This window comes from Mesorhizobium sp. 131-3-5, assembly GCF_016756575.1.
In the GTDB taxonomy this organism is placed as follows: Bacteria; Pseudomonadota; Alphaproteobacteria; order Rhizobiales; family Rhizobiaceae; genus Mesorhizobium; species Mesorhizobium jarvisii.
In genome coordinates this window covers 2423856-2445530 of sequence record NZ_AP023254.1, presented here as the reverse complement: position 1 = coordinate 2445530, position 21675 = coordinate 2423856, and the positions used below count along the sequence as shown (strand labels likewise).

Here is a 21675-nt window from a genome sequence, read left to right as displayed (position 1 = left end):
TTCAGTTCCCCTTCCCGAAACGCATGCGGTGGGTGACGAATTCTTCGCCTTCCACGCGCCGGAAGCCAAGCCTTTCATAAAAGCCGAAGGCGTCCTGCGGCGCGCGGGTGTTCAACGCAGTGAAATAGCGGCGTGCCCGATCGATGACGGTCTCGACCAGCATGCGGCCAAGGCCGGCGCGGCGGTGAGGCGCGCTGACGAACAGGTGCCGGACCCGCCCCTGGTCCCTGCCCTCGACATAGGGATCGATGTTCAGCCCGCATACACCGGCAAGTTCGGCGCCATGCCACGCCCCGAACAACGCCTCGCCCCGCTTCAGGAACTTGTTGCGGCCGCTTGCCCAACCATCCGCCAGGCGCACCAGCATCCAGTAGCCTTCCAGCCGGCTCTCATCCTTCAGCCTGTCGAAGGCCGGCGTGGTCGGCCGCAGCCGCTTGAGCACATAACCGACTTCCGGCGTTCCGCCCATGCGCCTACTCCGCCGGCCGCGTCTCTTCGAGCACGCTTTCCTCGTGATAGAGGAAGCCGCCGGACTGCCGCTTCCACAGCCGCGCATAAAGCCCGTCGAGCGCCACCAGTTCGTCATGCGTGCCTTGCTCGACGATGCGGCCGCCGTCCAGCACCACAAGACGGTCGAGCGCGGCGATGGTCGACAGCCGGTGGGCGATGGCGATAACCGTCTTGTCCTCCATCAGCCGAGCGAGATTCTCCTGGATCGCCGCCTCGATGTCGGAATCGAGCGCCGAGGTCGCCTCGTCGAGGATCAGGATCGGCGCGTCCTTCAGAAAGACACGGGCGATCGCCACGCGCTGGCGCTGGCCGCCCGACAGTTTCACGCCGCGCTCGCCGACAAAGGCCTCGTAGCCGGCTCGGTCCCGGTTGTCGCGCAGGCCCAGGATGAAGTCGTGCGCCTCGGCTTTTTTTGCCGCGGCGATCACGTCGGCGTCGGTTGCGTCAGGCATGCCGAGCTTGATGTTGTCGCGCAGCGAACGGTGGAAGAGCGCGGTGTCCTGGCTGACGACGCCGATATTGGCGCGCAGTGAATTCTGCGTCACGTCGGAAACATTCTGGCCATCGATGGTGATCGACCCGCCCTCCAGGTCGTAGAGCCGCAGGATCAGATTGGCGAGCGTGGTCTTGCCGGCACCCGATGGCCCGACCAGTCCGACCTTTTCGCCCGGCTTGACGACGAGGTCGATGCCGTTCAGCACGCCGAACCCCTTGCCGTAGTGGAACTCGACCCCTTTTACGTCGATGCGACCGCCGGCCACGACAAGCTCCCTGGCGTCGGGCGCATCGACAAGCCCCAGCGGCTGCGAGATCAGCGCCTTGGAATTCTCCAGCACACCGAGATTGCGCAGAATACTGTTGAGCTGCATCATCAGCCGGCCAAGCAGCATGTTGAGCCGCAGCACCAGCGACAGCGTGAAGGCGACCGCACCGACGGTGATCGAGCCCTCGACCCAGAGATAGACGGCAAAACAACCGATCGCCGTGATCATGATGCCCGACAGCGTCGTCAGCGCCATGCGCACGCCGGTCAGCCGGCGGGTGAAGGGGCGCAGCGCGTCGAGATAAATGTCGAAGCCGTTCCGGATGTAGCGGTCGTCGCCGTCGGCCGTGAACAGTTTCAGCGTCTGCACGTTGGAATAGGAATCGACGATGCGGCCATTGATCATCGAGCCGGCCTCGGCGGTCGCCTCGGCATGTTTGCGGATCGCAGGCAGATAGAGCTTTGCCAGCCAGCCGAAGGCGGAGATCCAGATCACCACCAGCACCGCCAGTCTGAGATCCAGTCCGGCGACCAGCGCCAGCGTCGTCACCGTGTAGACGACCATGAACCAGACGACTTCGATGAAACTCTCCATCAGGTCGCCGGTCGCTTGCCCCGCCTGCCAGACTTTCGTCGCGATACGGCCGGCGAAATCGTTCTGGAAGAAGGCATAGGACTGGCGCGACACATGCCGGTGCGCCTGCCAGCGCACCAGATTGTAGAAGCCGGGCGTGATCGTCTGCTCGTCGACCAGTGCCGACAGGCCGACGACGATGGTGCGGATGACCAGCACGACCGCGATCATGAACACCAGCTCGGGGCCGGCGGCGGTCCACAGCGCGTGCCAGCTGCGCTCGCCGGGAAGCTGGTCGAGTATATCGACCAGCCGCCCGACGAAGTAGAACAGGCCGGCCTCGACCAGCGGCGCGATGCCGCCAATGACCAGCATGGCAAAGAAGGCGAACTTCGCCTGGCCGACATAGTGCCAGAGAAAGCCGCCGACGCTCGACGGCGGCCGAAGATTCGCCGGCTCCCTGAACGGATAGACCCAGTTCTCGAACCAGCGATAGATGGCTGTCATCATGCGGCGGCCATCATTCTGCGGCTTGCCCCTTCGCGATCACGTCATTGGCGATTTCGGCCGGTATGTCCTCGAGCAGGAACCCGCCCGACTGGCGTTGCCAGAGCTGCGCGTAGAGCCCGCCCTTGGCGACCAGTTCGTCATGCGAACCTTCCTCGATGACTCGGCCCTGATCCATCACCACAAGCCTGTCCATCGCCGCGATTGTCGACAGCCGGTGGGCGATGGCGATGACGGTCTTGCCCTGCATGAGCTTGTAGAGGTTCTCCTGGATGGCCGCTTCCGCCTCGGAATCCAGCGCCGACGTCGCCTCGTCAAGGATAAGTATAGGCGCATCCTTCAACATAACGCGAGCAATGGCGATGCGTTGCCGCTGGCCGCCGGACAATTTGACGCCGCGGTCGCCGACATAGGCGTCGAGCCCCTTGCGGCCCTTGTGATCGGCGAGCCCGCCAATGAAGTCCAGCGCCTCGGCCCGCCGAGCCGCCTCGACAAGCATCTCGTCCGAAGCATCAGGCCGGCCGTAGAGGATGTTCTCGCGCACCGACCGATGCAGCAGCGAGGTGTCCTGCGTGACCATGCCGATCTGGGCGCGCAGCGAATCCTGCTTCACGCCGGCGATCTCCTGGCCGTCGATCAGGATCTTGCCACTTTCCAGATCGTAGAAGCGCAACAGCAGATTGACCAGCGTCGACTTGCCGGCGCCCGAGCGGCCGACAATGCCGACCTTCTCGCCCGGCTTCACCGTCAGCGACAGGTTTTCGATCACGCCCTTCTGCTTGCCATAGTGGAAGCGGATATCCTCGAAGCGGATCTCGCCCCTGGAAACGGCGATCTCCTTCGCGTCCGGCCTGTCCTCGACAAGGCGCGGCAGCGAGATCGAGGCGATGCCGTCCTGCACGGTGCCGATGTTCTCGAACAGGCCCGACATCTCCCACATGATCCACTGCGACATGCCCCACATCCGCAGCACCAGGCCGATGACCACGGCGACCGCGCCGATCGTCACCACTTGCCCCATCCACAGCCACAGCGAAATGGCGGTGACCGAGAACAGCAGCAGGGCGTTCAGGATGTAGAGCGTGCCGAAAAGCACCGTCACCAGCCGCATCGACCGGTAGACCGTGTCGAGGAAGCCCATCATGCCTTCCCTGGCGAAAGTCGCCTCGCGCTTGGCATGACTGAACAGCTTGACCGTCTGGATGTTGGAGTAGCTGTCGACGACGCGACCGGTCATGACCGAGCGCGCATTGGCCTGCTCCTCGCCGACCTTGCCCAGGCGGGGGATGAAGTAACGCAGCAACAGGATGTAGCCGACCAGCCAGACGCCCAGCGGCGCGGCCAGCCGCCAGTCGGCGGAGCCGACGATCAACAGCATGCCCAGGAAATAGACGATGACGTAGTTGAGCACGTCGATCACCTTGATGACGCATTCGCGCACGGCGAGCGCGGTCTGCATCAGCTTGGTGGCGATGCGGCCGGCGAACTCGTCCTGGTAGAAGCTCATCGACTGGTTGAGCAAGTAGCGGTGCACCTGCCAGCGGATGCGCATGGGATAGTTGCCCATCAGCGTCTGCTGGTTGAGCAGCGAATGCACCCATACCGTGCTCGGCAGTGCGAACAGCACGATGAAGGCCATGGCGGCAAGCTTCCAGCCTTCCGTTTGAAGGAAGGTTTCGCGATTCTGCCCCGACAGCCAGTCGACGATGCGGCCAAGGAAGCCGAACATCCACACTTCCGCGATGGCGATGGCCGCGACCAGCACCGCGTCGACAAGGATATAGGGCCAGGCGCCGCGCGTATAATGCAGGCAGAAGGCCACCAGAGTCTTGGGCGGCTCGACCGGTTCCGCCGCGGGGAACGGATCGAGCCTTCTTTCAAACCAGCTGAACAACAACATAGGTCATGCCTGTGAAAATCTGTTTTCCGCTTACGCGGCGCGTGAACGTACGAAGTCCTCGGACCGTGTGGCGCCGAGGGCCGACGGTCCGGAATCATCCGGACCGTCGGCCCTGCTTCGCGCTATATAGGGGTTCGCGGGCTTTTCGCCGACAGGCTCGTTTGCTGATCCTGACGGCGCGGTGTCGACAAGCCGGATTTTCGCGCCCGGCCGGATCAGCCGGATGATCCGGCGCACCAGCGAAGGCCGGCTGGGGTCCGGAACAGCGTGCGAGAAATCGACATCCGGCAGCATGCCGCGATGCGGCCGGCGCCGGACTTCGGCATGGACCGCCGACGAATGGGTCTCGCCGATCAGCAGTGCCCAGGTCGGCAGTCGGTGGATATGCAGGCTCCTCGAGCCCGGTATTCTGTAGGGATCGAACATCGGTCCGTCCTCCGTATGAAAATAGAGATGAAAAGGCCAAGCAACATCGTCCGCCGGCATTCGGCCGGAGGCACGGATTGCCTCGGTCCGCAACCGACGCTCGGCATCGGTCTGGACACGACAAGTGTCGGTCCGGACGCGACTGAACGAGTCGGTCCGGACATGTTCAGGTGGGGCGTTCAGCCCTTTTGACTTTTTGAAAAACATCGCAGGATTCCTTCGAGAGCCGAAAAATCGTTTCGGCGGGAATCGGTGCGATCAAGTCTTAGAGAGTCAGGAGAATCGTCGAACCGAAGCCGCCGGCAGGCGTACAAGCCCACGAGAGGGGCGCTGGATGTGCATGGTCATCATGAGTGTCCCCTCCATCGGTTCGGGTTGACAATGCGACTGACATACCCGACTTCGCAGAAAATGGCCACCCGCAGGTCCAGGAATTTCCAAAACCGGGAAACTCCTGTGGCCGATCTGCCACTTATTAGAAGGATGCGGAAATGAACTGTCGTCTCCGCATCGCGCTCTACCAGCCGGACATTGCCGGCAATACCGGGACAATCCTGCGCTTCGCCGCTTGTCTCGGCCTTGGCGTCGACATCATCGAGCCGGCCGGCTTTCCGCTTTCCGACAAGGCGCTCAAGCGCGCCGGCATGGACTACCTCGAAATGGCTGCCCTGACCCGGCATGTCGACTGGAACGCCTTCGAGGACCGGCGCAAGAAGGACGGGCGCCGGCTGGTGCTTCTGTCGACCAAGGCGGCGACCCCCTACACCAACTTCAGCTTTGCCGACGGCGACATGCTTCTGTTCGGCCGCGAATCCGCGGGCGTGCCGGATCCTGTCCATCAGACGGCGGATGCGCGGCTGACCATCCCCATGCAGGGCAGCGCGCGCAGCATCAATGTCGCGCTGTCCGTCGCCATGGTGGCGGGCGAAGCCGTCCGGCAGCTCGGATAGGATCGGCGGCCCATCGATGGCCTCGTCGTCGCCGACGACAGCGGTTTCTCCGGTCATTCTCACCCAGGCGCACATCGCCTTCTCCTGTCATTGCCCAATCAACATTTCTTCGCTACAAGCTCAACTTAACTTGAGGTCAAGCGGAAAGTGAGAAATGGCACCGGTAACGGAATTGACGGTCGGCCAGGTGGCCATGCGCAGCGGCGTCGCGGTGTCGGCGCTGCATTTTTATGAGACGCGCGGGCTGATCCGCAGCCACCGCACGTCAGGCAACCAGAGGCGTTATGGCCGCGACGTGCTGCGGCGGGTGGCAATCATCAAGGTCGCGCAGGAGGTCGGCATCTCGCTGGCCGAAATCGGCGAGGCACTGGCCTCCCTGCCGGAAGGCCGCACGCCGACGCGCGACGACTGGGGATTGCTTTCGACCGCCTGGCGCGACGCGCTCGACCACAAGATCGCCCAGCTGAAGAAACTGCGCGACGGGCTGACCGACTGCATCGGCTGCGGCTGCATGTCGATCGACAAATGCCCGCTCAGGAACAAGGGCGACCGGCTGGCGAAGGAAGGCACTGGGGCGAGAAGGTTGGTTGCAACCTGAATGAAAGCAATGCGACTATGAGGCGATACGGAAGGAACCGTCAGTGCTGGGACATCTAATCCAACCTGAAGAAGAGACACAACTCATTACGATCTACCGGGTGGACTCCGGCGGCATGCCAACGCTCTTTACGTCCTTGAGCTTCGACGAGGCGCGGAAAATGGGCTTTGAAAAATTCGGCAAGCTACTTGGCGAGAACCTGATCCTGGATTCTCCAAAATTGCGCGACCTATTTTCTCGTGACGTTCTTTAGTCCGCCGCCGGCAACCGCCTGATCGTGAACTCGATCAGGTCGCCCGGGCGTTCGAACCAGCTTTCGATCTCGGTCCAGTAGGCTTGCTTGGGAAAGCGCTCGAACCACTCCTTGGCCTTGAGCCGCGCATCGGAGCGCGGCAGGACGAAGGTCTCACGCAGAAAACCGTCGCGCGGCATGCGTGCGCGCTCAGCCCGGCTTTGATCGAGCCTTTTCTTCAGGCCATCCAGCGGCGGTCTTGCCGGGGTGCGCACCAAACAACTCCCTGCGCCTGGCGCATGACCCGAAAATCGGAATCCGAGTTTCGGAAAGGATCATGCGCAAAAGCAAAGTGACTTGACCCTGTTCCCTAAGAGATTAGGGATCGCGCCGGCAAAAGACGAGTCATTTGTAGGGGCGGTCGCCCCGCAACCGGAGACGACATTTTGGAACGACCTGAAATACTGGTAGGCCTGCCCGCCGACATCGAAGAAAAGAAGATGAAGGCGCGCCTGTGGTTCGAGGCGCTGCGCGAACGCATCTGCGGCGCTTTCGAGCAGATCGAGCAGGATCTCCAGGGCCCTCTCGCCTCATGGTCGCCGGGCCGCTTTGAAAAGACACCCTGGGAACGTGATGCCGGCAAGGGTGGCGGCGGCACCATGTCGATGATGCATGGCCGTGTCTTCGAGAAGGTCGGCGTCCACACTTCGACCGTTTACGGCGAGTTCTCGCCCGAATTCAGGAAGCAGATGCCCGGCGCCGAGGAAGACCCGCGTTTTTGGGCCTCCGGCATCTCGCTGATCGCGCACCCCTGGAACCCCAACGTTCCGGCCGTGCACATGAACACACGCATGGTGGTCACCTCGAGGCAATGGTTCGGTGGCGGCGCCGATCTGACGCCGGTGCTCGACCGCCGCCGCACCCAGGACGACCCCGACACTGTCGCCTTCCACCGCGCCATGCAGTTCGCATGCGAGAAGAACGCCGCCATTGCCGACCACCCGAAATTCAAGGCCTGGTGCGACGAGTATTTCTTCCTGCCGCACCGCAACGAGCCGCGCGGCGTTGGCGGGATTTTCTTCGACTGGCTGCATTCTGGCGAGGACAAGGGCGGCTGGAACGCCGACTTCAACTTCGTCCAGGACGTCGGACGCTCCTTCCTCGTCGTCTACGGCCACCTCGTGCGCGCCAATTTCAACGAAAACTGGACAGACGGCGACCGCGACGAACAGCTCATCCGCCGTGGTCGCTATGTCGAATTCAACCTGCTTCACGATCGCGGCACCATCTTCGGCCTGAAGACCGGCGGCAACGTCGCCTCGATCCTGTCCAGCCTGCCGCCGGAGGTGCGCTGGCCGTAGGATCAGCCGGAGCAATTCCGTCCGGAATCGCGTCAAGTCGAGGAGACAGGGCGGGTGGCGCGCGATGCTTTGATGCAACCAGACCGCCCCTCCCGTGTTATAGTTCTCGCCCCGCCCACGTCCGGGAATGGACCGTGGGCCAAAAAAGTGGCGGAGCCTCGACCGGCTCCCTGGAGGAAAAGGAGAAATCCGATGAAGCAATTCCACTGCGGCTCGCTTGTTCCCGGCTGTGAGTGGCACACCCGTGCCGACGAGGAAGCCGAAGTGATGCGCCGTGCCGTCGAGCATATGCGCGAGACGCATGGCGAGACGACAATCCGCGAAACTATGATCGAAGCGATCCGCTCGCGCATAGAGAAGGTGCGCGACGCCGCCTAGGCTTTGCCCTGGCCAGGAGCCGTCGGCAACGGAAAAACAGCCGCGTTGGCGCTTCGAGATTGAATGGAAGCGCCATCGCGGACGCCGAGCGAGCCAGACCCCGCAGGGTCAAAAAATCATATTTGCCTCAGCTAAAATAAACCACGCGGTAACCGAACCCGTGCCACTGTCGGTCGGATAATCCGGCTACAGTGGGCTGCCAGAGAAGCCCTTCGCCACCAGGCACTGGTCCGGAATCAGTGGGGCGAGGTGTTTCGCGCATGCGCGAAAAGTCCGGCAGTCGAGTGAGGTTCGGCACGATGGTGTTCCTGCTGGGCGCGCTCATCGGGGCGTCCCCGGCTGCTGCCCAGGACATGACGACATCGTTGGTCGACATACATCAGGGCTCGCCGCTCAGTGATCGCGCGAGAAGCCTGGGCAATGGCGGCTACGAACTGCAGAACGGGACCTTTGTCTCATTCAACCAATGGTACCGGGCAAGCTGGGTCGACATGCATGTGGACCTGCTCACCCAGATCACGGAGGATACCGGCATCCTTTGGGGATTTGGGACCGGCGAACAGGGCGAGAAGTATCGGATCGAGCCCAGCCTCAAGCTTGGCTTCCTCACTCAGATGCATCCGAACCCGAACAGCACCCTTTCCCTTTCACTCACCACGACCATCGGCGGCAAGCTCACCGAAAAGTCCTGCGAAGCCGACTACGGTGATTTTGGCACCTACAGCGTCAATTGCCGGCTCGCGGCCAGCCAGATGGCGCCTGAGGAAACCTTGAAATATCTGGTTAACGCTAAACCGGAGAGCCAGCACATCTGGCTGAATTACCGTGTTACTTTCTGATCGCCGGGAGGATGTAAATGAGAAAATCATCTCGCCCCGAAGTTCGCGATCACCCGTCTTGGTTCTTGTCGGAACGGAGTAAGAGCATGTCCCGGAGTTGCCTGAAATTCGGTATCGCCACGGCTCTCGCCATCCTGTCGGCGCCGATGGCGTCGGCACAGGAGGCGGTCAATGCGGACGAGATGGCCGCGCTGTGCCACGGCGGCGGCCTGTCCACATGCGTGAGCGCAACGATCCCGGCCGCGGGCACGCCAACAGTGCAGCGGTGGATGAGCCCCGACGTAGGCGCCGCTTGGGCGGCGGGATACAAGGGCAAGGGCGTCACGATCACGATCGTCGACGATTTCTCCAGCACATCGCGCTTCTCCGGCAATTTCGGTGTCGGCGTTCAAACCCAGCGCCACGGTGAATGGACGCGTGAGGAAGCCGGCATGATCGCGCCCTTGGCGACCATCAGGTCGAAGGACTTCTCAACCGGTTCGGCCGTTGGCCTGGCGCCCGGCCTGAACGTGCTCAATCTGAGCTACGGCATGTACGCCAGGGCGGGCTACAGCTCGAACCAGATCGGCTGGGCCCCGGAAGAGGCCTCCATCATCTCCTATGCCACCAGGGGAACGGCTGTTGTTTCGAAGGCCGCGGGCAACGATTCGGTTGCCGTGGGTGGGATCACGAACGGCCAGCAGGACTATCTCGACCTTGCCCTGATCGGAAAACCATCCGCGATCTTCGTCGGCGCCCTGTCCACCAACGGCACGACGTCCAGCAAGGCCCAGCTTGCCTGGTATTCCAACACCGCCGGCTCCAATCCGCTGGTGCAAAGCCACTTCCTCGTTGTTGGTGTCGATGGAAGCAAGACAGGCCTTTATGGCACCTCCTTCGCCGCACCGATCATTTCAGGATATGCGGCGATCATCGGCAGCAAATTCACCAGCGCCACGCCAATCCAGATCACCAACGATCTGCTCAACACGGCTCGTACCGACACGCTGGTCAACTACAACGCCTCCGTCTACGGCAAGGGCGAGGCAAGCCTTTCGCGCGCGCTGGCTCCCACGGCGATCAGGTAGGAAAGCGACGCTTCGCCCGGTCAAATCGTCGCCTCGGTTATGGCTTTTCTTTCGGCACGGTCGTCCGGCCAGGATCAAGTCTAAGCTTCAAGCGCCTTCGCGGCGCGTTCGAGCAGCGCGCCGCGATCAGGGGCAAATCCCGCCTCGATCCATTCCGTCTCGAGGTTCTTGAGGATTTCGCCCAGTTTAGGCCCCGGCGTGGCGCCGAGCGCCGTCAGGTCGGCGCCTTTCAGCGGAAACACCGGTTTTTCCCATTTGAGCGCGAAGGCCAGCAGGCGCGAAAAGCCGCCGGCCTCGAGCAGCGCATTATTGTCCTCGACAGCGCGCATCCGGGCTCCGGCAAGCGACAGCCGCAGGCGGTCGACAAATCCTTGCCGGTCGCCGCGATAGAGCCTTTTCGCCAGTTCGCCCTCGGTCGTCTTCGGCTCAACGGTCGTGGAGATCGCCCAGTAGCGCAAACGGTCTGATTCCGCGGTCGAAAACCTCAGCCGCTCGGCCAGTGTCTTCATGCGCGCGGCATCCGGCGGCACGATCGCCTCCAGCCGCAGCATCGGATCGGCCGCCCAGCCCAGATCCTTCTCGGCCTTGGTCAGCCCGTGGATGGCGTCGATGCCCCATTTCTCGCTTTCCGGCAGCGCGGCGGTCAAAACGCCAGCCTGCCGCATCCACAACAGCGCCCGCGACGGATCAGGCGCCGAAAGCAGTTTCTTCAGCTCGGACCAGACGCGCTCCGCCGAAAGTTGCGCCAGGCCATCCTTCAGCCGGGCGCAGGCCTTCAGCCCCTCGGCGTCAGGCCGGCCTTCGCCATACCAGGCGAAAAAGCGGAAAAAGCGCAGGATGCGTAGATAATCCTCACGGATGCGTGCCTCCGCATCACCGATGAAGCGCAGCCGTCGCACCTCGATATCGGCGATGCCGCCGACCAGGTCGACGACGGAGCCATCCGCGTCCGCGTAGAGGGCGTTGATGGTGAAGTCGCGCCGCTCGGCATCGAGTTTCCAGTCGCGCCCGAACGACACCTTGGCGCGGCGGCCGTCGGTCTCGACATCGGCGCGCAAAGTGGTGATTTCATAGGGCTTACCGCCGGCGACCACCGTGACGGTACCATGCTCGATACCGGTCGGCACCGGCTTGAAACCCTCCGTCTCGGCGCGGCGGATGATTTCCTCCGGCAAACAGGTAGTGGCGATGTCGACATCGGCGACCGGCTGGCCCATCAGCGTGTTGCGCACGGCGCCGCCGGCGACACGGGCCTCCTCGCCGCCTTCTGCCAGGGCGGCAAGCAGGCGCTGCAAATGCTTGTCGGCAAGCCAGTCGGCCCTGCCCGCGATCGAAACACTCACGCATAGAGCCTTTCATAGAGCGTGCGGATGATGCCGGCGGTGACGCCCCAGATGCGGCGGTCGCCATAGGGCATGTCGTAGAAGAACCATTCGAGATCGTTCCACATGCGGCTGTCGCGCTTGTGATTCACCGGATCCATCAGAAAGCGCAGCGGCACTTCGAAGGCGGCATCGACCTCGTCGGCATTCAAGTCGAGCTGGAAGCCGGGCCGCACGATGCCCAGCACCGGCGCGATGCGATAGCCGCTGCCGGCGACATAGTCGGGCATGCGGCCGATGATCTCGATGCGGTCCTGATCGAGGCCGATCTCCTCGAAGGTTTCGCGCAGCGCCGCCGCCTCCGGGCTGGCATCGGTCGCATCGATGGTGCCTCCGGGAAAGGCCACCTGCCCCGAATGGTTGCGCAGCTTTTCGGCCCGCTTGGTCAGCAAAACCGTCGCTTCGTCTTCGTGATCGACCACGGGGATCAGCACCGCCGCATTGCGCAGCGGCTTGCCCGGGTTCAGCCGCGGATGGCCCGGATTGAAGCGATGGTCGCCATAATCGTCGCCGGCATGGGCATCCGGCTGGGCGGCGAAGCGCGCGCGAAAATCCGCCGATGAAAACGGCATCAGTGACACGCGGTCCATCATACGCTGAGCCGTTTCAACTGGTCCGCCGGCATGATCGGGAACACCGCGCCCTTTGAGCGCACGGCAAACATCGCCTTGCCGCCGATCTCGATCTCCTCGCCATGCCCGACCAGCTCGTACATGACAGGCCGCCCGACCAGCGCTTCCAGCCTGCCGCGCACCAACACATAGGGCTTCAGGCCCCCGGTCTCGTTCTCGTCGATGAAACGCAGCGGCCGTTCCGGCCCCGCCTCGACCACGTCGCCGACATTGGTGCGGAAGGTGATGATCTGTTCGTCGCCACTGCCCGAAACATCCATTTCGACGGCGATGAACGGCGCATCGGCGACGCGGATGCCGACCTTTTCCACAGGCGTGACCAGATAAGTCCTTCCGTCCGCGTCCTTGCGCAGCACCGAGGAAAAAAGCTGCACCAGCGGCATGCGGCCGATCGGCGTGCCGAGATAGAACCAGGTGCCGTCGGCCTTGATCTCCATGTCGAGATCGCCGCAAAAGTCGGGATTCCAGCGTTCGACGGGCGCCGCACCCTTGCCGGCACGCGCCGCGCGCGAGATCAGCGCTTCCAGGCCGCGCGCCTCGGTTGCCTGCGTAAGGCTTTGTTGGCGATGTTCGTCGTGTTCCGTCATCGTCACGAAATAGTCACTGTTGTTCCGCTTGTCAGCCTAAGTCTGTGATTTAAGTTCGACCATAGGCGCTACGCGAGGCCGAATCGCGGCAACCTATGATATGGTGCGGGCCGGTATTTCCAACCAAAGGGATCGAGCCGAATGAGCGTGATGGTCAAGGAAAGCCCGATCAGCGAAACGGATATGATCGCCGAGGCCGAAAAGGCGCTGGCCGACATTTCCAGAATCCGCGACGGGGTCGGCCGGGTGATCTTCGGCCAGGAGAGTGTTATCGAGCGGACGCTCGTGGCGCTGCTGGCCGGTGGCCATGCGCTGCTGGTCGGTGTTCCCGGCCTCGCCAAGACCAAGCTGGTCGAAACGCTGGGAATCGTGCTCGGCCTCGATTCGCGCCGCATCCAGTTTACGCCCGACCTGATGCCGTCCGACATCCTCGGTTCCGAGGTGATGGAGCAGGACGAGACCGGCAAACGTTCCTTCCGCTTTATCCCCGGGCCGATCTTCGCCCAGCTGCTGATGGCTGACGAGATCAACCGCGCCTCGCCGCGCACCCAGTCGGCGCTGCTGCAGGCCATGCAGGAATACCACGTCACCATTGCCGGCGCCCGCTATGACCTGCCCGCCCCCTTCCATGTGCTGGCGACGCAGAACCCGCTGGAGCAGGAAGGCACCTATCCGTTGCCGGAAGCCCAGCTCGACCGCTTCCTGATGCAGGTCGATATCCTCTACCCCGAAATCGAGGCCGAGCGCCGCATCCTCCTGGAAACCACAGGCATCGAGGACGCCAAGGCGCAGAACGTGCTGCAGCCGGCGCGATTGAAGGAGATCCAGACGCTCATCCGCCGCATGCCGGTGCCCGAAAGCGTCGTCGAGGCGATCCTCACTCTGGTGCGTTCGGCGCGTCCCGGGCAAGGCAATGCCGAGACCGACAAGCATGTCGCCTGGGGTCCCGGCCCGCGCGCCAGCCAGGCGCTGATGCTGTGCACGAGGGCGCGCGCGCTCTACGATGGGCGGCTGGCGCCCTCGGTCGACGACGTGCGGGCGCTGGCCGAGCCGGCGCTGCAGCACCGCATGGCGCTGACCTTCGCCGCCCGCGCCGAAGGCACCAGCGTACGTGACGTGGTGGCGAAACTCGTGAAAGGGATTTGATGGCGCGTATCGGCGAGGTCCAGGCTCCGGCAGCGACGCGCGACGCGCTCGCCCGTGGCCGGTTGCGGGCTTCGCTGGTGCCCGACCTGCTGGTCGAGGCGCGGCGCATCGTCAACACCGTGATCGCCGGCTGGCATGGCCGCCGCAAACGAGGCATCGGCGAGAATTTCTGGCAGTTCCGGCCCTATGTCGAGGGCGACTCCTCACGCATCGACTGGCGCCGCTCGGCGCGCGACGACCACACCTATGTGCGCGACCGCGAATGGGAAGCCGCCCATACGGTATGGCTGTGGGCCGACCCCTCGCCGTCCATGCTCTACAAATCGACCGGCGCCAGCGTCTCCAAGCAGTCGCGCGCGCTGGTGCTGGCGCTGGCCATGGCCGAATTGTTGTCGCGCAGCGGCGAGCGCATCGCCTGGCCGGGCCTGACCGATCCGTTCACCGCCCGCAACGGCGCCGAGCGCATCGCCGCCCAGCTGATGCATGCCGGCGACTTGCCGGCGAAGCCTGACCTCACCGACATCAGGCGCTTCTGCGACATCGTCATCGCCAGCGATTTCCTCGACCCGGTCGAGGAGACGATGGAATGGCTCGACGTGCTCGCCCGCCATGGCGTGCGAGCCCATCTGATCGAGGTTGCCGACCCGGCCGAGGAAACCTTCCCCTATGCCGGCCGCACCGAGTTCACCGACCCCGAGACCGGCGAAAAGCTGACCGCCGGACGCGCCGAAATGCTCGGTGACGAATACCGCCTGCTCTACACCGCCCGCCGCCAGGAGCTGGCCGGCTGGTGCAAGCGGCTCGGCTGGAGTTTTACCGTCAACCACACCGATCGGCTCGCGTCCGACGCGCTGGTGCGCCTGCACATGGCCATGACCGCCGATGGGGGTTATGCCGGGCCTAGCGCCGGCGGCCGCGCTGGTCAATTCGGGCCGACCGCCGCTGGCGGTCAACCTGGAAAGGTGGTTGGCGCATGAGCTGGCTGCCGCTCTCCTTTGGCGCTCCCACGGTGCTGTGGGGCCTGCTGGCGCTGCCGGTGATCTGGTGGCTGCTCAGGCTGACGCCGCCCAAGCCGCAGGCCGAGATCTTCCCGCCGCTGAAGATCCTGGCGCGCGTCTTGAAGCGCGAGGAGACGCCGCATCAAAGCCCCTGGTGGCTGACGCTGCTCAGGCTGCTGATGGCGGGCCTCATCGTCGCGGCCCTGGCCGAGCCGGTCTTCAACCCGCGCGAAAAACTGCCGGCCGAGGGTGCAGCCCTTGCACTGGTCATCGACAATGACTGGGCGAGCGCCGCCGACTGGAACAAGCGCGTCGCCACCGCCGAGCGGCTCATCAAGGATGCCGGCTCGAACGGCGTGCCGGTCATCATCGCCTTCACCGCCGAAAAGGCCAATGCGGAGATCGGCCCCTTCGATGCCGCCGCCGCACTCGACCGGCTGCGCGCCGCCAAGCCGCGGCCGATCCCGACCGACCGGCCCGCCGTCTATGCCCGCGTCGCCGGCGTGCTGCAGACCTTGCCCGGCGCCAGTGTCGCCGTGCTGGCCGACGGCCTCGCGGCCAAGGGCGACGAGGCCGCCTTCAACACGCTGTTGTCGAAGAATGCGGCACGCGTGGTTTGGGCAACGGCCGACCGGCTTTCGCTGACCGGCCTCACCGGCGCGGACAACCAGGTCGACGGTTTCGCGCTCACCGCCATCCGCGCGCCGGGTGACCCGGCACCGGCGCAGGTCACCGCCGGCGCCTTCGACGACAAGGGCCGCCGCATCGCCGATGCGACGCTGACCTTCACGCCCGGCGAAGCCACCGCCACCGGCACCATGGCGGTGCCGTTCGAGCTGCGCAACGACTTCGCTTCGATCGCCCTCGACGGCGAACGCCAGGCGGGTGCGGTGCGCGTGCTCGACGAAAGCTCCAAGCGCCGCCGCGTCGGGCTCTTATCGCAGGCCGAGGCCGACCAGGCGCAGCCGCTTCTGTCACCGCTCTACTATATCAGGCGCGCGCTGCAGCCCTTCGCCGATCTGGTCGAACCCTCCAGCGCCGATCTCGCCGACGCCATCCCGCAGATCCTCGACCAGAAGCCGGCGATGATCATCATGGCCGACATCGGCACCATTCCGGCGCAGGTCCGGCAGCGATTGGTCGACTGGGTCGACAATGGCGGTACGCTGGTGCGTTTCGCCGGCTCGCGGCTGGCCGCCGCCGGCAATGACGACGATCTGCTGCCGGTTCGCCTGCGCACCGGCGAGCGTTCGCTCGGTGGCGCGCTGTCCTGGACCTCGCCGCAGCCGGTCACCGAATTCCCCAAGGCCGGTCCCTTCGCCGATCTGGCGCCGCCCACTGAAGTCACCGTGAGCAGGCAGGTGCTGGCCGAACCGACGCCCGATATCGTCGAGCGCACCTGGGCCGCTCTTGCCGACGGCACGCCGCTGGTCACCGGGCTGAAGAAGGGCAAGGGCACGCTGGTGCTGTTCCACGTCACGCCCGAGGCGACATGGTCGAACCTGCCGATCTCGGGCAGCTTCGTCGAGATGCTGCGCCGCATCGTGCAGCTGTCGCGCAACCAGGGCGCGGCGATCGCCAATGCCGAAGCCGCCGCCACATCGCTGGCACCCTACCGCATGATCGCGGCCGACGGCTCGCTGGTGCCGCCGACGCCGGATGCACGGCCGCTGGTGCCGAGCGCCGGCGCGCGGGTGACCTTCGAGAACCCGCCCGGCCTTTACGGCTCGGATACCGGCGTCTTCGCCCACAACCTGCTCGACGCCGCAAGCACGTTCGTGCCGCTGGCGCGCCCGCAACTCACTGTTCCGGTCACATCAATCCAGTACGCCTTCGATGAATCCCGCAATCTGAAAGGTTCGCTGGTCACATCAGCCCTGGTGCTGATGCTGCTCGACACGCTGGCCGTGTTCTGGATGGGCGGGCTGTTCTCGCGCCGGCGGCGCCGTGCCGGCGCTGTGGCCACCACCGCGGCGGTCGTGATCGCGCTTGGCGCGCTGTTCGGCCATGCCGATTTCGCCCGCGCCGACGATGCCAAGCCGGGCGACGAGGCGGCCATCACGGCGATTTCGAAGACCCGCATCGCCTATGTGCTGACCGGCGTGCCGGGCGACGATTCGATAAGCCGCGCCGGGCTCGAGGGCCTGACCCGCTTCCTGATCGAAAAGACCGCGCTGGAACCCGGCGCGCCTGCGGGTGTCGACATTGCGAAGGACGAACTGTCCTTCTATCCGCTGATCTACTGGCCGATCGATCCGGCCGCCCCGATGCCGAGCCAGGCCGCGATCGCCCGCATCGACGCCTATATGCAACAGGGCGGCACGGTGCTGTTCGACACGCGCGACCAGTTCGCCAACGGCATCGGCGCAGATTCGACCAGCCCGGCGACAGAGCGGCTGCGCGACATCCTCGCCAACCTCAACGTGCCGCCGCTGGAGCCCGTGCCGTCGGACCACGTGCTGACCAAGTCCTTCTTCATCCTGCCGGAGTTCCCCGGCCGCTTCGCCGGCAGCCCGCTCTGGGTCGAGGCCTCGCTCGACGCCAGCAACGCCGACAACCGGCCGGTACGCACCGGCGACGGCGTCTCGCCGATCATGATCACCGCCAATGATTTCGCCGGCGCCTGGGCGGTCGACGAGAATGGCGACCCGCTGCTGCCGACCGTGCCAGCCGACCCGATGCAGCGCGTCTACGCGCTGCGCGCCGGCGTCAACATCATGATGTATATGCTGACCGGCAACTACAAATCCGACCAGGTGCATGTCCCCATTCTGCTCGAACGGCTGGGGCAGTAACCAATGAACTGGTCGATCTCCTTCGAACCGCTGATCTCATGGCCATTGCTGGCCCTCGTGCTGGTGCCGCTGGCGCTGCTGGCGCTTGTCGGCTTGTGGTTCCGCCAGCGCGGCGGTGTCCTGCGCTTCGTCGCCCTGCTGGCGCTGGCCGCCGCCCTGTTCAACCCGGTGTTCCTCAATGAGGAGCGCGAGCCGCTGAAGAGCGTCGTCGCGCTGATCGTCGACCGCAGCCAGAGCCAGGACATCGGCGACCGTACCAAGCAGACCGATGAAGCGCTCGCCGGACTGCAGCAGCGTCTAGGCCGCTTCAAGCAGTTCGACGTCCGCGTCGTCGAGGCCGGCAAGTCCGATGCCGCCGAGGAGCGTACCGAAACACGGCTGTTCGGCGCGCTGGAAGGCGCCTTCCGCGACGTGCCGCCGTCGCGCATCGGCGGCGCCATCATGATCACCGATGGTGAGGTGCATGACGCGCCCCCGGGTGCGCCCGACTTCAACGCGCCGCTGCACGCCTTGATCACCGGCAACGACCACGAAAAGGACCGCCGCATCCGCTTCGAGAACGCGCCGCGTTTCGGCATCGTCGGCAAGCCGCTCGACATGACCTACCGCGTCATCACGACTGAAAACGAAGCCGCCCCGGTCGATGTGCGCGTCTCGGTCAATGGCGAGCAGGTCTCGGTCGAACATGCCACCGTCGGCCAGGCCATGCCGCTGCAGGTGACCATCCCCGGCGCCGGTCGCAACATCATCGAACTCGCCATCGACCGCGAACCCGGAGAACTGACCGACACCAACAACCGCGCCATCGCGCTGGTCGACGGCATCCGCGAGAATTTGCGCGTGCTGCTCGTTTCGGGCGAACCGCATGCGGGCGAGCGCACCTGGCGCAATCTGTTGAAATCCGACGCCTCGGTCGATCTCGTCCACTTCACCATTCTGCGGCCGCCGGAAAAGCAGGACGGCACGCCGATCAACGAATTATCGCTGATCGCCTTCCCGACGCGCGAACTGTTCGTCGAAAAGATCAAGGATTTCGACCTCATCATCTTCGACCGCTACCAGCACCGCGACGTGCTGCCGATCCTCTACTACGACTACATCTCCGAATATGTCGAAAAGGGCGGCGCGCTGCTGATCGCCGCCGGCCCCGAATATGCCGGCGAGGCTTCGATCGCGCGCACGCCGCTGATGTCAGCGCTGCCGGCCATGCCCACCGGCGAAGTGGTGGAAAAGGCCTTCTATCCGCGCCTGACCGACCTCGGCCAGCGTCACCCGGTGACGCGCGGTCTCGATGGTTCGGCCACCGAGCCGCCGCACTGGAGCCGCTGGTTCCGCACCATCGGCGTGCAGAATCCGCAAGGCGAGGTGGTGATGAAGGGCGCCGACAACCGGCCCCTGCTGCTGCTCGACCGCAAGGGCGAAGGCCGCGTCGGCATGCTTCTGTCCGACCAGGGCTGGCTGTGGGCGCGCGGCTTCGAGGGCGGTGGTCCGCATGTCCAGCTCTACAGGCGCATCGCCCACTGGCTGATGAAGGAGCCCGAACTCGAGGAAGAGCGGCTGACCGCCGAGGGACGCGGCATGGTGCTGGAGATCCGCCGCCAGACCATGGCCGACGATCCAGGCTCCGCGCAGATCATCACGCCCTCAGGCAAGACAGTGACCGTCAAGCTCGACAAATCCGAGCCCGGCGTTTTCCTCGGCAGCGTCCAGACCAATGAGATCGGCCTCTTCCAGGTCGCTAATGGCGATCTCACCGCGCTCGCCCATGTCGGACCGGTCAACGCGCCGGAATTCGCCGACGTCGTCTCCACCGAAAACCGGCTGAAGCCACCGGCGGAAGCCACCGGCGGCAGCGTGCGCCGGCTGGCGTCATCGACGGCGCTGGGCAGCGACGTGACCCTGCCGTCCATCGTGCCGGTGCGCTCGGCCGGCGATGCCTCCGGCAGCGACTGGATCGGCCTGCGCACCACCGACGATAGCGTCTTGAAGGCCGTCTCGCGCGTGCCGCTGTTCGGCGGCTTCCTCGGCCTCGGCCTGCTGCTCCTGGCCATGGGCTCGATGTGGTACCGCGAGGGGCGGTAGCGCAGGGCCTCTTCCTTCTCCCCTTGTGGGAGAAGGTGGATCGGCGCGCAGCGCCGAGACGGTTGAGGGCTGTTACAGCGGAGTGAGGCGTTGGTGTTCGCTGGAACACCCCTCATCCGACCTCGCTTCGCGAGGCCACCTTCTCCCACAAGGGGAGAAGGAAGAGGCGCCACTCCTCTACTCCTCCGGCTCGGTCGTGAACAGCAGCGGGTAGCCCTTGGCCTTGCCGGCGTCGGTGGCACGCGTCGCCTTGGTCTCGGCGACATCCTTGGTGAAGACCGCGACCACGCAGACGCCACGCCGATGCGCGGTGATCATGATGCGGTGCGCTTGGTCCTCGCTGAGCTTGAACTCGCCCTTGAGCACCGTGACGACGAATTCCCGCGGCGTGAAATCGTCATTGATGAGGATGACCTTGTAGAGCTTCGGCCGCTCGGTCTGCGGCTTGACCTTGGTTCGCGGTTTTGTGGTGATTTCTGGCATCGGAACCGACAGTTTCGCGATCGGGCTTTACCCGGTATTTTGCCACGGGCGGCAGCGATCGTCCATTTTGATTGGCATGCGGGCGGCCGGTGGGCCGGCCCGGTATTCACAATCATGTGGGAAATTGTCGGGCGCGGTTCAACGGCCCTGGCGGCCGAAGATACGGCGGTTGGCACCGGCATCCGCCCGGCGTTCCATCCAGGCCGCGATCGGCCATCCGACGACGCAGACCAGCGTCACGGCAAGCAACACGATCAGCAGCCACGCCTGGACAGGTGTGATGTAGTCCCAGTTGCTGGAAATTATCGGCGCGAACAGCGAGGGCTCGGTGCGGCCACTGGCAGGATCGGGCACGGGGCTGGCGGTGAGCAGAATCAGCACCCTGGCGACACCGGTGGCAACCAGGCCGCCAATCACCATCGAACGCAAAATGGACGAAAGCCGCTTCTTCATGCGGATTGTCCTACATGGCCGGCGTTGAAAACGGGTTAAGTCAGATCGAGGTGGCCGGCTGCAAGCCACCGGTATTCAGCCGCTCGATCAGGTGCCTGGCAGAAGGCCGCCCCAGCCGGCTACGGCTGGAACGGCCTTGATAGAAACGGGCTTCGGAGCCGATCAGGGCTTCTTCGGAGCAGCCTTGTCCGTCGCCTTCTTCACAACCTTCTTGGCCGGAGCCTTCTTGTGCTTGACCTTCTTGACGACCTTCTTCACCGGGGGCTTGGCGGTGGCGTCAGCAGCCGGGGCCGGGGTGGTCGTGGTGGCAGCAGCAGCCGGAGCAGCGGTCGTGGTGGCAGCGGCGTTGCCAAGAGCGGGCATCGCGAAAGCCAGAGCGACGGCGAGACCAGTGGCGGAGAGGATGGACTTCTTCATGGCTTCATTTCCTTTTTATGCGGGTCAAGTTGAGTGTCACTGGACCGGGTCGTTCGGTGTCACTCCAAGCAGCTTCAAAGCGTTGGCGAGCATCCGGATGCCCTGTGCCTGTTTCTTGGCGGCGCAGTACCGGTTGCCCTTTCTCTGAAGTGCCTTTGCCGCGGTGACCTGCGTTGCCGTGGCATGGGTTTCGAGGGCTTCATCAAATTGGTGGCTGAGATTGGCGCACCGTTCGCTCCGGGTGAGCGGCGCCTTTGCGTCCGATTGTCCAACAGCGGCAGTGACCAGGCCAAGGCCCAGCAACGCACCCAACAAACTGATCGACAAGCTTGGCATCGGTTTTTCCGTGAACCCGGAGATTTTGCGTCGCAGCCGGTAATCTGACCGCCACGGCTCCGTTATGCCGCCCTACCTTTTCAGGAGTTTTTCCCAATTGTAGAATTTTGTTTCTGGATTGTGTCTGGCCCGCCCGCCCCATGCGTATCGTCCAAATCGGTCCCGGTTTTGGAACCGCACGCATGGAAACAAAGAGCTTCAGCACGGCCATCGCTTTCCATGTGGAGAAGGCCGAATTCGTTCTCCCTTGAAAAGCAAG

Annotated in this window: 23 protein-coding genes; 11 read left to right on the top strand and 12 right to left on the bottom strand. The window is 64.4% G+C overall.

Translation table 11 applies throughout. The features are described from left to right. Window position 1: 1 nt before the first annotated feature. From JG747_RS11810 to JG747_RS11795, 4 genes are read right to left on the bottom strand one after another with little or no spacing between them, the layout of a single operon-like run. Window positions 2-469, bottom strand: coding sequence for a GNAT family N-acetyltransferase (locus JG747_RS11810; RefSeq protein ID WP_051726863.1), 468 nt, complete (start codon window positions 467-469; stop codon window positions 2-4). 4 nt (window positions 470-473) lie between these two features. After that, complete coding sequence (locus tag JG747_RS11805; RefSeq protein ID WP_038649108.1) at window positions 474-2357, bottom strand: ABC transporter ATP-binding protein; 1884 nt, start codon at window positions 2355-2357, stop codon at window positions 474-476. 10 nt (window positions 2358-2367) lie between these two features. Next, window positions 2368-4254, bottom strand: a complete 1887-nt coding sequence (locus JG747_RS11800; RefSeq protein WP_202361830.1) for an ABC transporter ATP-binding protein — start codon at window positions 4252-4254, stop codon at window positions 2368-2370. A 30-nt stretch (window positions 4255-4284) separates the two neighbouring features. Beyond that, a complete protein-coding gene (locus JG747_RS11795) occupies window positions 4285-4680 on the bottom strand; it encodes a hypothetical protein (protein WP_080643980.1) in 396 nt (131 codons plus the stop codon). A gap of 491 nt (window positions 4681-5171) precedes the next feature. Between JG747_RS11795 and JG747_RS11790 the strand changes: the two genes are divergently transcribed. The 3 genes from JG747_RS11790 to JG747_RS11780 all read left to right on the top strand — a co-directional run bounded on the left by JG747_RS11790 (window position 5172) and on the right by JG747_RS11780 (window position 6481). Then, on the top strand, window positions 5172-5630 hold the full coding sequence (locus JG747_RS11790) for a tRNA (cytidine(34)-2'-O)-methyltransferase (RefSeq protein ID WP_019860682.1): 459 nt from the start codon (window positions 5172-5174) through the stop codon (window positions 5628-5630). Window positions 5631-5784: 154 nt separating this feature from the next. Next, window positions 5785-6228, top strand: coding sequence for a redox-sensitive transcriptional activator SoxR (gene soxR, locus JG747_RS11785; RefSeq protein ID WP_019860684.1), 444 nt, complete (start codon window positions 5785-5787; stop codon window positions 6226-6228). Window positions 6229-6271: 43 nt separating this feature from the next. Then, window positions 6272-6481: a hypothetical protein gene (locus tag JG747_RS11780; protein ID WP_019860686.1), complete on the top strand. Its 210-nt coding sequence runs from the start codon at window positions 6272-6274 to the stop codon at window positions 6479-6481. Here JG747_RS11780 and JG747_RS11775 read toward each other — a convergent pair. Beyond that, complete coding sequence (locus JG747_RS11775; RefSeq protein ID WP_023770299.1) at window positions 6478-6735, bottom strand: hypothetical protein; 258 nt, start codon at window positions 6733-6735, stop codon at window positions 6478-6480. The two genes, JG747_RS11780 and JG747_RS11775, sit on opposite strands and share 4 nt — an antisense overlap. A gap of 171 nt (window positions 6736-6906) precedes the next feature. Here JG747_RS11775 and hemF point away from each other — a divergent pair, with 171 nt between their 5' ends. The 4 genes from hemF (at window position 6907) to JG747_RS11755 (ending at window position 10105) form a co-directional block, all read left to right on the top strand. Continuing rightward, window positions 6907-7821, top strand: a complete 915-nt coding sequence (hemF, locus tag JG747_RS11770; RefSeq protein ID WP_019860687.1) for an oxygen-dependent coproporphyrinogen oxidase — start codon at window positions 6907-6909, stop codon at window positions 7819-7821. A gap of 192 nt (window positions 7822-8013) precedes the next feature. After that, window positions 8014-8199: a DUF1059 domain-containing protein gene (locus JG747_RS11765; RefSeq protein ID WP_027047304.1), complete on the top strand. Its 186-nt coding sequence runs from the start codon at window positions 8014-8016 to the stop codon at window positions 8197-8199. 260 nt (window positions 8200-8459) lie between these two features. After that, window positions 8460-9038, top strand: coding sequence for a hypothetical protein (locus tag JG747_RS11760; RefSeq protein WP_064980610.1), 579 nt, complete (start codon window positions 8460-8462; stop codon window positions 9036-9038). Window positions 9039-9124: 86 nt separating this feature from the next. Further along, window positions 9125-10105 (top strand): S8 family serine peptidase, encoded by a 981-nt coding sequence (locus tag JG747_RS11755; RefSeq protein WP_202361829.1) that lies wholly within the window; start codon window positions 9125-9127, stop codon window positions 10103-10105. 80 nt (window positions 10106-10185) lie between these two features. Here JG747_RS11755 and JG747_RS11750 read toward each other — a convergent pair whose 3' ends face one another. The 3 genes from JG747_RS11750 to JG747_RS11740 are packed head-to-tail and all read right to left on the bottom strand — an operon-like array spanning window position 10186 to window position 12706. Next, a complete protein-coding gene (locus tag JG747_RS11750) occupies window positions 10186-11448 on the bottom strand; it encodes a CCA tRNA nucleotidyltransferase (RefSeq protein ID WP_202361828.1) in 1263 nt (420 codons plus the stop codon). Further along, window positions 11445-12077: a CoA pyrophosphatase gene (locus JG747_RS11745; RefSeq protein WP_038653270.1), complete on the bottom strand. Its 633-nt coding sequence runs from the start codon at window positions 12075-12077 to the stop codon at window positions 11445-11447. The genes JG747_RS11750 and JG747_RS11745 overlap by 4 nt, the downstream gene beginning before the upstream one ends. Continuing rightward, window positions 12077-12706, bottom strand: a complete 630-nt coding sequence (locus JG747_RS11740) for a DUF1285 domain-containing protein (RefSeq protein ID WP_064980612.1) — start codon at window positions 12704-12706, stop codon at window positions 12077-12079. Before JG747_RS11740 ends, JG747_RS11745 begins: the two co-directional genes overlap by 1 nt. A 141-nt stretch (window positions 12707-12847) precedes the next feature. Here JG747_RS11740 and JG747_RS11735 point away from each other — a divergent pair, with 141 nt between their 5' ends. From JG747_RS11735 to JG747_RS11720, 4 genes are read left to right on the top strand one after another with little or no spacing between them, the layout of a single operon-like run. Then, window positions 12848-13852 (top strand): AAA family ATPase, encoded by a 1005-nt coding sequence (locus JG747_RS11735; RefSeq protein ID WP_019860694.1) that lies wholly within the window; start codon window positions 12848-12850, stop codon window positions 13850-13852. After that, on the top strand, window positions 13852-14829 hold the full coding sequence (locus tag JG747_RS11730; RefSeq protein ID WP_038649130.1) for a DUF58 domain-containing protein: 978 nt from the start codon (window positions 13852-13854) through the stop codon (window positions 14827-14829). The genes JG747_RS11735 and JG747_RS11730 overlap by 1 nt, the downstream gene beginning before the upstream one ends. Next, window positions 14826-17645 (top strand): DUF4159 domain-containing protein, encoded by a 2820-nt coding sequence (locus JG747_RS11725; RefSeq protein ID WP_064980613.1) that lies wholly within the window; start codon window positions 14826-14828, stop codon window positions 17643-17645. Before JG747_RS11730 ends, JG747_RS11725 begins: the two co-directional genes overlap by 4 nt. A gap of 3 nt (window positions 17646-17648) precedes the next feature. Next, on the top strand, window positions 17649-19727 hold the full coding sequence (locus tag JG747_RS11720) for a hypothetical protein (protein ID WP_202361827.1): 2079 nt from the start codon (window positions 17649-17651) through the stop codon (window positions 19725-19727). A gap of 177 nt (window positions 19728-19904) precedes the next feature. Here JG747_RS11720 and clpS read toward each other — a convergent pair whose 3' ends face one another. The 4 genes from clpS to JG747_RS11700 all read right to left on the bottom strand — a co-directional run bounded on the left by clpS (window position 19905) and on the right by JG747_RS11700 (window position 21416). Then, the gene (gene clpS / locus JG747_RS11715) at window positions 19905-20210 is read right to left on the bottom strand and encodes an ATP-dependent Clp protease adapter ClpS (protein WP_010911143.1); all 306 of its coding nucleotides are present in this window, start codon (window positions 20208-20210) and stop codon (window positions 19905-19907) included. 138 nt (window positions 20211-20348) lie between these two features. Continuing rightward, entirely contained in the window at window positions 20349-20663 is a 315-nt protein-coding gene (locus JG747_RS11710; RefSeq protein ID WP_032920723.1) for a hypothetical protein, read from the bottom strand. A gap of 162 nt (window positions 20664-20825) precedes the next feature. Next, on the bottom strand, window positions 20826-21080 hold the full coding sequence (locus tag JG747_RS11705; RefSeq protein ID WP_019860699.1) for a hypothetical protein: 255 nt from the start codon (window positions 21078-21080) through the stop codon (window positions 20826-20828). A 36-nt stretch (window positions 21081-21116) separates the two neighbouring features. Beyond that, complete coding sequence (locus JG747_RS11700; RefSeq protein WP_019860700.1) at window positions 21117-21416, bottom strand: hypothetical protein; 300 nt, start codon at window positions 21414-21416, stop codon at window positions 21117-21119. Window positions 21417-21675 lie beyond the last annotated feature (259 nt).

Coding starts and splice junctions, on each gene's coding strand:
- JG747_RS11720 (WP_202361827.1), top strand. CDS start 17,649: ATGAACTGGTCGATCTCCTTCGAACCGCTGATCTCATGGCCATTGCTG.
- JG747_RS11810 (WP_051726863.1), bottom strand. CDS start 469: ATGGGCGGAACGCCGGAAGTCGGTTATGTGCTCAAGCGGCTGCGGCCG.
- JG747_RS11725 (WP_064980613.1), top strand. CDS start 14,826: ATGAGCTGGCTGCCGCTCTCCTTTGGCGCTCCCACGGTGCTGTGGGGC.
- JG747_RS11790 (WP_019860682.1), top strand. CDS start 5,172: ATGAACTGTCGTCTCCGCATCGCGCTCTACCAGCCGGACATTGCCGGC.
- clpS (WP_010911143.1), bottom strand. CDS start 20,210: ATGCCAGAAATCACCACAAAACCGCGAACCAAGGTCAAGCCGCAGACC.
- JG747_RS11730 (WP_038649130.1), top strand. CDS start 13,852: ATGGCGCGTATCGGCGAGGTCCAGGCTCCGGCAGCGACGCGCGACGCG.
- JG747_RS11735 (WP_019860694.1), top strand. CDS start 12,848: ATGAGCGTGATGGTCAAGGAAAGCCCGATCAGCGAAACGGATATGATC.
- JG747_RS11765 (WP_027047304.1), top strand. CDS start 8,014: ATGAAGCAATTCCACTGCGGCTCGCTTGTTCCCGGCTGTGAGTGGCAC.
- JG747_RS11710 (WP_032920723.1), bottom strand. CDS start 20,663: ATGAAGAAGCGGCTTTCGTCCATTTTGCGTTCGATGGTGATTGGCGGC.
- JG747_RS11795 (WP_080643980.1), bottom strand. CDS start 4,680: ATGTTCGATCCCTACAGAATACCGGGCTCGAGGAGCCTGCATATCCAC.
- JG747_RS11745 (WP_038653270.1), bottom strand. CDS start 12,077: ATGGACCGCGTGTCACTGATGCCGTTTTCATCGGCGGATTTTCGCGCG.
- JG747_RS11755 (WP_202361829.1), top strand. CDS start 9,125: ATGTCCCGGAGTTGCCTGAAATTCGGTATCGCCACGGCTCTCGCCATC.
- JG747_RS11705 (WP_019860699.1), bottom strand. CDS start 21,080: ATGAAGAAGTCCATCCTCTCCGCCACTGGTCTCGCCGTCGCTCTGGCT.
- JG747_RS11760 (WP_064980610.1), top strand. CDS start 8,460: ATGCGCGAAAAGTCCGGCAGTCGAGTGAGGTTCGGCACGATGGTGTTC.
- JG747_RS11700 (WP_019860700.1), bottom strand. CDS start 21,416: ATGCCAAGCTTGTCGATCAGTTTGTTGGGTGCGTTGCTGGGCCTTGGC.
- JG747_RS11805 (WP_038649108.1), bottom strand. CDS start 2,357: ATGATGACAGCCATCTATCGCTGGTTCGAGAACTGGGTCTATCCGTTC.
- JG747_RS11800 (WP_202361830.1), bottom strand. CDS start 4,254: ATGTTGTTGTTCAGCTGGTTTGAAAGAAGGCTCGATCCGTTCCCCGCG.
- soxR (WP_019860684.1), top strand. CDS start 5,785: ATGGCACCGGTAACGGAATTGACGGTCGGCCAGGTGGCCATGCGCAGC.
- JG747_RS11740 (WP_064980612.1), bottom strand. CDS start 12,706: ATGACGGAACACGACGAACATCGCCAACAAAGCCTTACGCAGGCAACC.